Origin of the sequence: Helicobacter pylori, from assembly GCF_003637665.1 — a bacterium.
GTDB lineage: Bacteria > Campylobacterota > Campylobacteria > Campylobacterales > Helicobacteraceae > Helicobacter > Helicobacter pylori_CK.
In genome coordinates, this window is sequence record NZ_MVWR01000005.1 from 18,472 (window position 1) to 31,098 (window position 12,627).

Sequence of the window (12,627 nt, forward strand, 5' to 3'; positions counted from 1 at the left end):
TAGCTAAACTATTAAATTATTAAACTATCAATGATGTTTTCTAAAATCTGTTTGACTTTGGCGTGGTTTTCTTTAAATTCCTGATGCGCGTTAAGTCCCACATGGTTACTCACGCAAAAAATCCCTTTAGCCTTTAAAGAAAACGCCTTAGCCACGCTTAAAACGCTAAAAAATTCCATGTTTTCTAATAAAACGCCCTTTTGAACCATTTTTTTAGCAAACATTTCGCTGGTGTGGATATAGTTACTGCTATTGACGCACACCCTTTCAAAAAGAGCTTCCTCTTCAGTTTCTATGTGAATGAAATTATCCAAAGGCGTGTAGCTGTTTAAATGGCTAAAACTCTCTTCAATCTGATAGCCGCAAACGCTTTCAAACACGCTTAAAAGCTCAATTTCTGGGCTATAACTCCCCGCACTCCCTATAAAAATAAGGCTTTCTGTATCAGGGTTTTTTAAACACATTCTCGTTAAATTAATCGCGCTCTCTATCAAGCCCACACCAATAGGCGTCGCTTTTTTTAAAGTTTCATTCCTTCCCGCGCAAAGCAGCATGAAAATCCTTTTTTTTGTATCCATTAGCTTATTATAAAGCAAGCATTATAGACAAACCCTTAAAAGAAACACCTTAATTTTAAGGCTTCATTCACATTTCATTCACATGTTATTCCTTTTTCATTCACCACTTATTCACGCTATAATAACGCCATGGATACCAACAACAATATTGAAAAAGAAATCTTGGCGCTAGTCAAACAAAATCCTAAAGTTAGTCTCATAGAATATGAAAATTACTTGAGCCAACTCAAATACAACCCTAACGCGAGCAAGAGCGATATTGCCTTTTTTTATGCCCCCAACAAAGTCTTATGCACCACGATTACAGCTAAATACGGCGCATTGCTTAAAGAAATTTTAAGCCAGAATAAAGTCGGCATGCATTTAGCCCATAGCGTGGATGTGCGTATTGAAGTAGCGCCTAAAATCCAAATTAGCGCCCAATCTAATATCAATTACAAAGCGGTGAAAACGAGCGTCAAAGACTCTTACACTTTTGAAAATTTTGTCGTAGGCTCATGCAATAACACCGTTTATGAAATCGCTAAAAAAGTCGCCCAAAGCGATACCCCCCCTTATAACCCGGTGCTTTTTTATGGCGGCACAGGGTTAGGCAAAACGCACATTTTAAACGCTATCGGTAACCATGCCCTAGAAAAGCATAAAAAAGTCGTGTTAGTCACTTCAGAAGATTTTTTAACAGACTTTTTAAAGCATTTAGACAACAAAACCATGGATTCTTTTAAAGAAAAATACCGCCATTGCGACTTTTTCTTGTTAGATGACGCTCAATTTTTGCAAGGAAAACCCAAACTAGAAGAAGAATTTTTCCACACTTTCAACGAATTGCACGCCAACAGCAAACAAATCGTATTGATTTCAGACCGATCGCCTAAAAACATCGCCGGCTTAGAAGATCGCTTAAAATCGCGCTTTGAATGGGGGATAACCGCTAAAGTCATGCCTCCTGATTTAGAAACCAAACTTTCCATTGTCAAACAAAAATGCCAACTCAATCAAATCACTTTGCCTGAAGAAGTGATGGAATACATCGCCCAACACATCAGCGACAATATCCGCCAAATGGAAGGCGCGATCATTAAAATCAGCGTGAACGCGAACTTAATGAACGCTCCCATTGATTTGAACCTCGCTAAAACCGTTTTAGAAGATTTGCAAAAAGATCATGCTGAAGGCTCAAGCTTGGAAAATATCTTACTCGCTGTCGCGCAAAGCTTGAATCTCAAATCCAGTGAAATCAAAGTCTCTTCGCGCCAAAAAAATGTCGCTCTAGCTAGGAAATTAGTCGTGTATTTCGCCAGGCTTTATACCCCTAACCCCACGCTTTCGCTCGCTCAATTTTTAGATTTAAAGGATCATTCAAGCATTTCTAAAATGTATTCTAGCGTTAAAAAAATGCTTGAAGAAGAAAAAAGCCCTTTTATTTTAAGCCTTAGAGAAGAAATCAAAAACCGCCTGAACGAATTGAATGATAAAAAAACCGCTTTCAATTCAAGTGAATGAAAAAAGGCTTATGAAAAAGCGTTTCATTCACTTTTTTACACATCCCACAACCCCCCTAAAAACGCGCACCTCTAAAGCTTTTTATTGTTTCATTCCATCCATTCACGCCCCTACTACTGTTACTAATTATTATTAATTAAAGTGTTACCTATCTATAACTTATTGATGACTTTTACTAAACCTTTTTTTAAGATATAATCCAAATTAAAAAAGGAGTACACATGAAAAAATCCCTTTGTCTGTCTTTCTTTCTGACTTTCTCTAACCCTCTTCAAGCCCTTGTGATCGAGCTTTTAGAAGAGATCAAAACTTCGCCGCATAAAGGCACTTTTAAGGCTAAAGTCCTTGATTCTAAAGAACCCAGACAAGTTTTAGGCGTTTATAATATCTCCCCACACAAAAAACTCACGCTCACTATCACCCACATATCTACTGCAATTGTTTATCAACCCCTTGATGAAAAACTTTCTTTAGAAACGACCTTAAACCCTAACCGCCCTACTATCCCTAGAAACACCCAGATTGTTTTTTCTTCAAAAGAATTGAAAGAGTCGCACGCACACCAAATGCCTTCTTTAAACGCGCCCATGCAAAAACCACAAAACAAGCCCCATTCATCGCAACAATCTCCTCAAAACTTTTCTTACCCAGAGTCCAAACTAGGCTCTAAAAACTCTAAAAACAGCCTTTTACAGCCTTTAGTAACTCCTAGCAAAATAAGCCCCACTAACGAAACTCAAACGCCAACAAACGACACTAAACCCCCTTTAAAGCATTCTTCAGAAGATCAAGAAAACAACCTCTTTATAATGCCACCCACCGAAAAAACGCTCCCTAACAACACCTCTAACGCTGATATTGATGAAAACAATGAAAGCAACGAAAATAGGGACAATGTGGAAAAACAAGCGATTAGAGATCCTAATGTTAAAGAATTTGCATGCGGGAAGTGGGTTTATGACGATGAAAATTTACAAGCCTACCGCCCAAGCATTTTAAAACGCGTTGATGAAGACAAACAGACTGCGACAGACATTACCCCTTGCGATTACAGCACTGCTGAAAATAAAAGCGGTAAAATCATTACCCCCTATACTAAAATCTCTGTTCATAAAACAGAGCCTTTAGAAGAGCCGCAAACTTTTGAAGCTAAAAACAATTTCGCCATTCTTCAAGCCAGAAGCTCTACGGAAAAATGCAAAAGGGCTAGAGCAAGAAAAGACGGCACAACTAGGCAATGCTATCTGATAGAAGAGCCTTTAAAACAAGCGTGGGAGAGTGAATATGAAATCACCACGCAATTAGTGAAAGCCATTTATGAACGCCCCAAACAAGACGATCAAGTAGAGCCAACTTTTTATGAAACCAGCGAATTGGCTTATTCTTCCACACGAAAAAGCGAAATAACGCAAAACGAATTGAATTTGAATGAAAAATTCATGGAATTTGTGGAAGTGTATGAGGGGCATTATTTAAACGATATAATTAAAGAGAGCAGCGAATACAAAGAATGGGTTAAAAACCATGTGCGCTTTAAAGAAGGGGTGTGCATGGCCTTAGAAATAGAAGAGCAACCACGAGCTAAAAGCACGCCTTTGAGTATTGAAAACTCTCGTGTGGTGTGTGTCAAAAAGGGGAATTATTTATTCAACGAAGTTTGAAATGGTGGCTTGAGGCGGAATCGAACCACCGACACGAAGATTTTCAGTCTTCTGCTCTACCGACTGAGCTATCAAGCCAAGCAAAAGATAATTATTACATAAAAAAGGTAAAATAAAGCTTAATTTTTTAAAAAAATGACTAAAAAGATATAATTCACTCAAAATTAAATAAGGATTAAAATGAAATTGATTTCATGGAATGTGAACGGGTTAAGGGCTTGCATGACTAAGGGTTTTATGGATTTTTTCAATAGCGTTGATGCGGATATTTTTTGCATTCAAGAATCTAAAATGCAGCAAGAACAAAACACCTTTGAATTTAAAGGGTATTTTGATTTTTGGAATTGCGCGATTAAAAAGGGCTATTCTGGGGTGGTAACTTTCACTAAAAAAGAGCCTTTAAGCGTGAGCTATGGTATCAATATTGAAGAGCATGACAAAGAAGGACGCGTAATAACTTGCGAATTTGAGTCGTTTTATTTAGTGAATGTTTATACCCCTAATTCCCAACAAGCCTTATCTAGGCTTAGTTATCGCATGAGTTGGGAAGTGGAATTCAAGAAATTTTTAAAAGCTTTAGAGTTAAAAAAACCGGTCATTGTGTGCGGGGATTTGAATGTGGCCCACAATGAAATTGATTTAGAAAACCCCAAAACCAACCGAAAAAATGCGGGCTTTAGCGATGAAGAGAGAGGGAAATTCAGCGAGCTTTTGAACGCTGGATTTATTGACACTTTCCGTTATTTTTACCCCAACAAAGAAAAGGCTTACACCTGGTGGAGTTATATGCAACAAGCAAGGGATAAAGACATTGGTTGGCGCATTGATTATTTTTTATGCTCTAACCCTTTAAAAACGCGCTTAAAAGACGCTTTAATCTATAAAGATATTTTAGGGAGCGATCATTGCCCAGTGGGGTTGGAATTAGTTTAAAGGTAGAAAGTGTGCGAAATAAAGACAGAAAAAAGCCTTACAAAGGCTGAGTCGTATTCAAAAGCAAAGGGCCATTTGATCCCCACTTCAATACTAGCGTCATGGTGGAATAGCACGGTTTGGAATTTAAACCCCACTAAACCTAGCATCCTGAAATTGGAAGTTTTGAGCGAAAACCCTTGAATGCTGCGCCAGTCGTCAATGATGAAATTCGCGCTGTGCTTGGAAATCGTCCATGTGTTTTCAGCAACTTGCATGCCATAAAAAAGAGAAAATACATACAAGGGGTTTTTATTGTATTCCACGATCAAATCCCCCCCAAAGCCATAAGTGAACATGTTCGCTTGAGCACCTGTTCTTTTATTGAGGATGACATTCCCGTAATCCATAAAAAAGTAATAGCGAGAATAAAACCAATAATTAGTGGGGTTAATCTCCCAACCTAAAGAAAAGCTCGCCCCCTCAATCGTGCGTTTAAGATCGTTGTATTTTTTCATGATCATTTTCCCTACCTGATATTGAGAAGCCACATAAAAACGGCTTTTGGCTTGTATAATGGTGGGGTTTAAAAAATAAACGCTTAAAAATAAGGGGGTTACTTTTTTAAATAAATCCTTTGAAAAAAATTTCACACTTTAATACTTCCTATTAAGCGGAGAATTGAGATTGTCTTGGTGGTTAGTGGCTCGTTGCAAAACATTGTTCGTTCTTTTTTGCGAAGGATCAGTGTTTTCTTCATTATTGATTTCATCAATTTTATTTTCGTTATTGATCAAATCGTTCACTTCTTTGGTGGCTTTTTCATCTTCTTCTTCATGTTCAATTTTTTTTATATCCTTATTCGCTTGATTGATTGGATTGTTTTGAGTGGTTTTAGTGTTGTTTTGGTGCGATTGAGACGATTTTTTAACTTCATCTTTACATGCAATAAACAGGCTTAAAACAAAAGAGATAGCGATAAAATGAGTGATTTTAGATTTCATCAATTAAATTTCCTTAAGTCAATGTATAATTTGACTATCTTATCATAAAAATGATTAAGGATTGGCTAGGATAAGAACAAATTGCAAGAAACAGATAATTTATTAAAAACATTGAACGTGAAATCGCTTTTAGAAGCCTTGCTTGTTTATACGCCCAAAGGCTACAAAGATTTAAATTTATTAGAGCGTTTTGAAACGGGCTTGAGCGGCGTTTTAGAAGTGGGTATTTTAGAGAAAAGAAACTACGCCAAAGTTTTAAAGATTTTTGCCTATTCCAAACGATTTTACAAAAATTTAGAACTTGTTTTTTTCAATTACAGCGCGTTCCATTACAGCCAGTTCAAAACCGGCGAGAGTTTATTCATTTATGGTAAATTAGAACAAAGCTCTTTTAATCAAGCTTATATCATTAACACGCCTAAAATCCTTACCGAATTTGGAAAAATTTCTTTAATTTTTAAAAAAGTTAAAAACCATAAAAAAATACAAGAAAATTTACAAAAACTCATTTCGTTAGAAAATTTAAAAAAGGAAGGCGTTAAAGAAAATATCGCGCGTTTGTTGTTAGAAATCTTTTTCCCCACGCCGCATTTTGTCAAGGATTTTGAAACGAATAAAAATTTTCCTTCACAACATTTAAATGCATTAAAATACATTGAAATGCTTTTTTATATGAAAAATTTAGAGCGCAAAAAATTGCAATTCAGTGCTAAAATCGCATGCCCCAATAATAGCGAACGCTTGAAAGCGTTTATCGCTTCTTTACCCTTTAAACTCACACACGACCAACAAAACGCCATTAAAGAAATCCAAAGCGATCTCACCAGTTCTATAGCGTGCAAGCGTTTGATCGTGGGCGATGTGGGGTGCGGGAAAACAATGGTGATTTTAGCGAGCATGGTATTAGCTTACCCTAATAAAACCCTTTTAATGGCGCCCACTTCCATTCTCGCTAAACAGCTTTATAACGAAGCCTTAAAATTTTTACCCCCTTATTTTGAAGTGGAATTACTGCTTGGTGGGAGTTACAAGAAGCGATCCAATCATTTGTTTGAAACAATCACTCATGTGGTTATAGGCACGCAAGCGTTGTTGTTTGATAAGCGCGATTTGAATGAATTCGCCCTAGTTATCACTGATGAGCAGCACCGATTTGGCACAAAGCAACGCTACCAATTAGAAAAAATGGCGAGCAGTAAGGGTCATAAACCCCATTCCTTGCAATTTTCCGCTACTCCCATTCCTCGCACGCTCGCCCTAGCCAAAAGCGCGTTTGTGAAAACGACCATGATCAGAGAAATCCCTTACCCTAAAGAGATTGAAACTTTAATCTTGCATAAAAGAGATTTTAAAATAGTGATGGAGAAAATCAGCGAAGAAATCGCTAAAAACCATCAAGTCATTGTCGTCTATCCGCTAGTGAATGAAAGCGAAAAAATCCCGTATTTATCACTCAGTGAGGGGGCAAGTTTTTGGCAAAAACGCTTTAAAAAGGTTTATACCACTTCAGGGCAAGATAAAAATAAAGAAGAAGTGATTGAAGAATTTAGAGAGTGTGGGAGCATTCTTTTAGCGACCACGCTCATTGAAGTGGGCATTTCTTTACCACGATTGAGCGTGATGGTGATCTTAGCGCCTGAAAGGTTAGGCTTAGCGACCTTGCACCAATTAAGGGGGCGCGTGTCTCGTAATGGCTTGAAAGGCTATTGTTTTTTATGCACGATTCAAGAAGAAAACGAACGATTAGAAAAGTTTGCTGATGAATTAGACGGCTTTAAAATCGCTGAATTGGATTTAGAATACAGAAAAAGCGGGGATTTACTCCAGGGTGGGGAGCAGAGCGGGAATAGTTTTGAATACATTGACTTAGCCAAAGATGAAAGCATTATCGCTGAAGTGAAAAAAGATTTTTTAAAAAATGCTAGCGTTTCACATGGAACATTTGAAAATTAAGGTGTAATTGGGTAATTTAAATCATTTAAAATAAAGGATAGAGATGCAAAATAAAGAGGTTTGTGAAGAAAAAAGCGTTAATGAAAAAAATTTAGAAATTTTTAATCGCTATTTTCCCGGTTGCTTGAGCATGGAAAATGATAATCAACTCACGCTGGATACAGAAAAATTAAAAGCGTTATTAGGGGATTTTAGCGGGATAAAAGAAGAAGGTTATGGGTTGAACTTTGTGGGTAAAAAAATCGCTTTAACTCAAGCTTTTAAGAAAAACGATAAGATTTTAAAACCCTTAAACAAATCCACTAGCAAGCACATTCTCATCAAGGGCGATAATTTGGACGCTCTCAAAATCTTAAGACAAAGTTACAGCGAAAAAATCAAAATGATTTACATTGATCCTCCTTACAACACCAAAAACGATGAATTTATTTATAGCGATGATTTCTCACAATCTAATGAAGCGCTTTTAAAACAATTGGACTATTCTAAAGAAAAATTGGATTATATCAAGAATCTTTTTGGGTCAAAATGCCATAGCGGGTGGCTTAGCTTCATGTATCCTAGATTGTTACTCGCTAAAGATTTGCTTAAAAAAGACGGCGTGATTTTCATTTCTATTGACGATAATGAAGCCGCCCAACTCAAACTTTTATGCGATGAGATTTTTGGGGAGGGGAATTTTGTGGCTGAAATGCCAAGATTAACAAAGAAAGCAGGAAAATCCACTAATCAAATCGCTAAAAATCATGATTATGTTTTGTGTTATCAAAAGAATAATATTAATTTTCAACAAATTGCTATTAATGAAAATGATTATCCTTTAAAAGATGAATTTTACAATGAAAGAGGTGGGTATAAATTAAATCAAAATTTGGATTACAATTCACTTCAATATAATAAAAAAATGGATTATGAAATTGTAATTGGTAATGAAAAGTTTTACGCTGGCGGATTAGAAACTTATATTGAAAGACAAAAAGGTAATTTTGGAACGATTGATTGGGTTTGGCGTTGGAGCAAAGCAAAATTTGATTTTGGATTGGCTAATGGTTTTGTAGAAGTTAAAAACAATAGAATTTATACAAAAACTTACACAAAGGCTAAAATATCTGACAGCAAACCTTATAAAATAGAATATTTTAACCGCACTAAAAATATTTCAAGTATAGAATTTTTAGATAATAAATACTCTAATGATATGTCAAATAAAAAATTGCAATCAATTTTTAATGTTAAGAATATTTTTGATTATTCTAAACCTGTTGAATTGATAAGTTTTCTCATAGAGCAAACTACCGAAAAAGGCGACATCATCTTAGACTTTTTCGCCGGGAGCGGGACAACCGCGCATGCGGTGTTGGAGAGTAATAAGAGCGATTATCAAAAATTAAGTGAGGGGGGGGGGGTTATTTAATGGCTTGAACGCCGCATTTAAAGAAAGGCGCTTCATTCTCGTCCAGTTAGACGAAAAAATTGATCCCAAGAAAAACAAAAGCGCGCATGATTTTTGTTTAAACACCCTAAAATCCACCTCCCCAAGCATTTTTGACATCACTGAAGAAAGGATTAAAAGAGCGGGGGCTAAAATCCAAGAAACTTGCCCCGATTTAGACGTGGGGTTTAGAGCGTTTGAAATCGTTGATGATGAAACGCATGCGAACGATAAAAATCTCAGTCAAGCCAATCAAAAGGATTTGTTCGCTTATTCTAACCTTGACAAAATGGAAACCCAAACGATTTTAATCAAGCTTTTAGGCTGCGAGGGTTTGGAGCTCACTACCCCTATAATTTGCTTGATTGAAAACGCCTTGTATCTGGCTGAAAATACGGCTTTCATTGTGGGGGATATAGAAATGAGCCAAGTTTTAGAAAACTTGAAAGATAAGGGGGTAGAAAAAATTAGCATGTATATGCCCGCTATCAGTAACGATAATTTGTATCTGGAGTTGAGCAGTAATTTGAATGAATTGCATTTAGAGATTAACGATTTAAAAAGTAGGGGGTAGAGGTGAAAATCAAATTCAAACGATTGGATTATCAAGAAAAATGCTTGCAGCAAATTTTAGGGGTGTTTAAGGGGGTCTATTTTGAAAAGTCAGAAAAAGACATTCAAAGGATTTTTAACCCTTTTTTTGAAACAGAAAAAGTCAAAGATCTTTTATTAGAAAATATCCAAAATTTGCGATCCGAGCAAAAAATAACCCAAGGAAGCGTGGGGATTGAGAAGTCGTTAAACTGCGATATTTTAATGGAAACAGGCACCGGGAAGACCTTTTGCTTTTTGGAATGCGTTTATGCCTTGCACAAAAACTACCATTTGTCAAAATTCATCGTTTTAACGCCAAGCAACGCCATTAAATTAGGGGTTTTAAAGAGCGTTGAAATCACAAGAGAATTTTTTAAAAGTGAGTATTCTAACACGCATTTAGAAAGCTATGAAGATGTAGAAAGATTCATTTTAGCGAGCAATCATAAATGCTGTGTGTTGGTGATGACTTTTTCTGCTTTTAATAAAGAGAAAAACACTATCAATAAATCATGCTTAGAGAACACGAATCTATTCAATGGTGCAAAAAGTTACATGCAAGCTTTAGCGAGTATGCGCCCCATCGTAATCATGGACGAACCGCACCGATTTTTAGGCGATAAAACAAAAAAATATTTGGAACAATTAAACGCTTTAATCACGCTCAGGTTTGGGGCGACTTTTAAAGATGATTATAATAATTTGATTTACGCGCTAGACAGCAAAAAAGCGTTTGATTGCGCCCTAGTGAAAAGCATTAGCGTGGCATCTGTGGGGGAGAGTGATGAGTATTTTTTAGAGCTTAAAGGGATTGAAAAAGGAGAAGCTGCAATTAACTACACGAATTTAGAAAATAAAACTAAAAGTATCAAAGTCAAAGAGCATGATAATTTAGGGGTGCTAACTCAAATCAGCTCTTTAGAAGATTACATTGTAGAAAAAATCACTAAAACTGAGATTCGTTTTCTCAATGGCTTTAATTTGTTACTGGATCAAAAAGAGCCTTTTTCTCATCTTTTAGAGGGCGAGCAAGAAGTGATGCTGAAAGAAGCGATAAAAAGCCATTTTGAAAGAGAAGAAGGGCTTTTTAAAAAGGGGATTAAAGCCTTGTGCATGGTGTTTATTAGCGGGGTGAATAGCTATTTAAGCGAGAATGAAAAGCCGGCCAAATTAGCCCTTTTATTTGAAAAACTCTACCAGCAAAAGCTTGAAGAAGTTTTAAAAAAGCCTTTAGATGAAAATTATAGGGCGTATTTAGAGCGTACTAAAGAAGATATTAAAAGAGTGCATGGAGGGTATTTTGCTAAAAGCAAGAAAGAGAGCGATGAAGCCCAAGTGATCGCGCTCATTTTAAAAGAAAAAGAAAAATTGCTGAGTTTTGAATCCGATCTCAGGTTTATCTTTTCGCAATGGGCGTTGCAAGAGGGGTGGGATAACCCTAATGTGATGACGATTTGCAAATTAGCCCCTAGCCATTCCAATATCACTAAATTGCAACAAATCGGTAGGGGGTTAAGGCTCGCTGTGAATGATAAGGGCGAACGCATCACTAAAGAGCATGCTGATTTTGATTTTGTCAATGAATTGGTGGTGATCGTGCCGCAAGTGGAGGGGGATTTTGTGGGAGCGATCCAGCAAGAGATAAGCGAACACAGCTTGATCAAACAAGTATTTAGCGCAGAAGAGTTAGAAAAAAGCGGCATGGTTAAAAAAGGGTATTACGGGGCTTTATTTGAAAAGTTAGAGGGTTTGGGTTTTGGAGAAAAAACAGATGATGAAAACTTTAAACTCACCCTCAATCAAAACGAATTTTTAAAAAAAGAGCCGGAACTAGAAAGATTAAAAGATGAAAAATACTTGGATTTTGAAAAATTAAAAGATTTTTTAAAAGATCGCTTGATTGGTAATTCTAGAGTGAGGGACAAAAACGAGCGAAAAACTGAAAAAATCAAAATCAATAAAGAAAATTTTAAAAAATTTGAAACCTTATGGGCGGGTTTGAACCATCAAGCCCGGATCGCTTATGCCATGGATAGCGAGAGCTTGATTGATGAGATTGTCAAAAATATTAATTCTTCTTTTAAGGTCAGTTCAAAAATCGTTTCGGTTACGACGCATAAAAAAGTAGAAACGATGGGAAATAACGCCACAACAGAGATTTTTGAGCGAGAAAGCGCATGCGTGTGGAGTTTGCATGAATTTATCAGCACCTTGTCTAATAAGGTGAAATTGAGTTTTAAAAGCGTGGCTAAAGTGTTAGAAAAAATTGATGAAAACAAGTTTAATGAAATTAAAAAAAACGAACAAGAGGGCTTAAAGCGCTTAGAAGAGCTGTTTTTGGAAATCATTTATCAAAATATTAAAGATAAAATTTCCTATCAAATGCGCGAAACGACGATTAAAAACAGAAAAAACGATGCGTTTTATGATGAAAAAGGAGAAATTAGAGAATTTTTAGACGGGAGTTTGGGGGCGGATAAATATGAGATTAAAAATTCAAGCGCGCGAGAAAAATGCCTGTATGAAAATTTCATGCAAGTGGATAGCGAGATTGAAAAAGACACGATTGAAGAATCTAACGACACTAAAATCATTGTTTTTGGCAAGCTCCCTAGGGTTAAAATCCCGGTAGGGTTAAATCAAACTTATAGCCCTGATTTTGGGTATGTGGTTGAAAACAACGATAAAAAAGTGTTGTTAGTGGTAGAAACTAAGGGGGTTGATAGAGAAAGCGAATTACGCCCTGAAGAAGAGCGGAAAATTTCAACCGCTAAGAAATTTTTTGAAGCTTTAAAAAAGCAAGGCGTGAATATTGAATACAAAACCAAGTTGAATAATGATCAATTAAGCGCGTTGATTAATGAAGTTTTAAATCGTAAAGATTAGAGTTATTTTAATGTTTCACATGGAACAATTTCAAAGAAAAGCGTTTTATTTAAAATTCATGGCGCTTTTGTTATAATCGTTTTTATCCCATTTCAAAGGCGTTT

The 12,627-nt window shown here is 36.3% G+C and carries 10 protein-coding genes and 1 tRNA gene; 7 read left to right on the top strand and 4 right to left on the bottom strand.

Going from position 1 to position 12,627, the window contains the following annotated elements:
• Positions 1 to 11 precede the first annotated feature (11 nt).
• Positions 12 to 554, bottom strand: a complete 543-nt coding sequence (locus tag EAL49_RS04570) for a phosphorylase family protein (RefSeq protein WP_120829225.1) — start codon at positions 552 to 554, stop codon at positions 12 to 14.
• Positions 555 to 707: 153 nt separating this feature from the next.
• Here EAL49_RS04570 and dnaA point away from each other — a divergent pair, with 153 nt between their 5' ends.
• Together dnaA and EAL49_RS04580 are read left to right on the top strand one after the other, a co-directional pair.
• Positions 708 to 2,081, top strand: a complete 1,374-nt coding sequence (gene dnaA, locus EAL49_RS04575) for a chromosomal replication initiator protein DnaA (protein WP_120829227.1) — start codon at positions 708 to 710, stop codon at positions 2,079 to 2,081.
• A gap of 221 nt (positions 2,082 to 2,302) precedes the next feature.
• A complete protein-coding gene (locus EAL49_RS04580) occupies positions 2,303 to 3,742 on the top strand; it encodes a competence protein (protein WP_120829229.1) in 1,440 nt (479 codons plus the stop codon).
• A 2-nt stretch (positions 3,743 to 3,744) separates the two neighbouring features.
• Here the strand turns inward: EAL49_RS04580 and EAL49_RS04585 are convergent.
• Positions 3,745 to 3,820 (bottom strand) — tRNA-Phe (locus EAL49_RS04585).
• Between the two features lie 102 nt (positions 3,821 to 3,922).
• Here EAL49_RS04585 and EAL49_RS04590 point away from each other — a divergent pair.
• Positions 3,923 to 4,675 (top strand): exodeoxyribonuclease III, encoded by a 753-nt coding sequence (locus EAL49_RS04590; RefSeq protein WP_120829231.1) that lies wholly within the window; start codon positions 3,923 to 3,925, stop codon positions 4,673 to 4,675.
• Here the strand turns inward: EAL49_RS04590 and EAL49_RS04595 are convergent.
• Together EAL49_RS04595 and EAL49_RS04600 are read right to left on the bottom strand one after the other, a co-directional pair.
• On the bottom strand, positions 4,672 to 5,307 hold the full coding sequence (locus EAL49_RS04595; protein ID WP_120829234.1) for an outer membrane protein: 636 nt from the start codon (positions 5,305 to 5,307) through the stop codon (positions 4,672 to 4,674). The genes EAL49_RS04590 and EAL49_RS04595 overlap by 4 nt on opposite strands.
• Before the next feature lie 3 nt (positions 5,308 to 5,310).
• On the bottom strand, positions 5,311 to 5,658 hold the full coding sequence (locus tag EAL49_RS04600) for a hypothetical protein (protein WP_097696850.1): 348 nt from the start codon (positions 5,656 to 5,658) through the stop codon (positions 5,311 to 5,313).
• Positions 5,659 to 5,739: 81 nt separating this feature from the next.
• Here EAL49_RS04600 and recG point away from each other — a divergent pair, with 81 nt between their 5' ends.
• Genes recG through EAL49_RS04620 form a run of 4 tightly spaced genes read left to right on the top strand, consistent with a single transcriptional unit; the run spans position 5,740 to position 12,523 of the window.
• Positions 5,740 to 7,611 carry an ATP-dependent DNA helicase RecG gene (gene recG / locus EAL49_RS04605; protein ID WP_120829236.1) on the top strand — a complete coding sequence of 624 codons (1,872 nt, stop codon included), beginning with the start codon at positions 5,740 to 5,742 and terminating at the stop codon, positions 7,609 to 7,611.
• A gap of 43 nt (positions 7,612 to 7,654) precedes the next feature.
• The gene (locus EAL49_RS04610; RefSeq protein ID WP_120829238.1) at positions 7,655 to 9,025 is read left to right on the top strand and encodes a site-specific DNA-methyltransferase; all 1,371 of its coding nucleotides are present in this window, start codon (positions 7,655 to 7,657) and stop codon (positions 9,023 to 9,025) included.
• A gap of 4 nt (positions 9,026 to 9,029) precedes the next feature.
• Positions 9,030 to 9,617, top strand: coding sequence for a site-specific DNA-methyltransferase (locus EAL49_RS04615; protein ID WP_162973107.1), 588 nt, complete (start codon positions 9,030 to 9,032; stop codon positions 9,615 to 9,617).
• 2 nt (positions 9,618 to 9,619) lie between these two features.
• A complete protein-coding gene (locus tag EAL49_RS04620) occupies positions 9,620 to 12,523 on the top strand; it encodes a type III restriction-modification system endonuclease (RefSeq protein ID WP_120829242.1) in 2,904 nt (967 codons plus the stop codon).
• The last annotated feature ends 104 nt before the right edge of the window (positions 12,524 to 12,627 follow it).

What these genes read in the sequence shown, in the direction of transcription:
- EAL49_RS04570 (WP_120829225.1), bottom strand. Translation starts at nt 554, where the DNA reads ATGCTGCTTTGCGCGGGAAGGAATGAAACTTTAAAAAAAGCGACGCCT.
- dnaA (WP_120829227.1), top strand. Translation starts at nt 708, where the DNA reads ATGGATACCAACAACAATATTGAAAAAGAAATCTTGGCGCTAGTCAAA.
- EAL49_RS04580 (WP_120829229.1), top strand. Translation starts at nt 2,303, where the DNA reads ATGAAAAAATCCCTTTGTCTGTCTTTCTTTCTGACTTTCTCTAACCCT.
- EAL49_RS04590 (WP_120829231.1), top strand. Translation starts at nt 3,923, where the DNA reads ATGAAATTGATTTCATGGAATGTGAACGGGTTAAGGGCTTGCATGACT.
- EAL49_RS04600 (WP_097696850.1), bottom strand. Translation starts at nt 5,658, where the DNA reads ATGAAATCTAAAATCACTCATTTTATCGCTATCTCTTTTGTTTTAAGC.
- EAL49_RS04610 (WP_120829238.1), top strand. Translation starts at nt 7,655, where the DNA reads ATGCAAAATAAAGAGGTTTGTGAAGAAAAAAGCGTTAATGAAAAAAAT.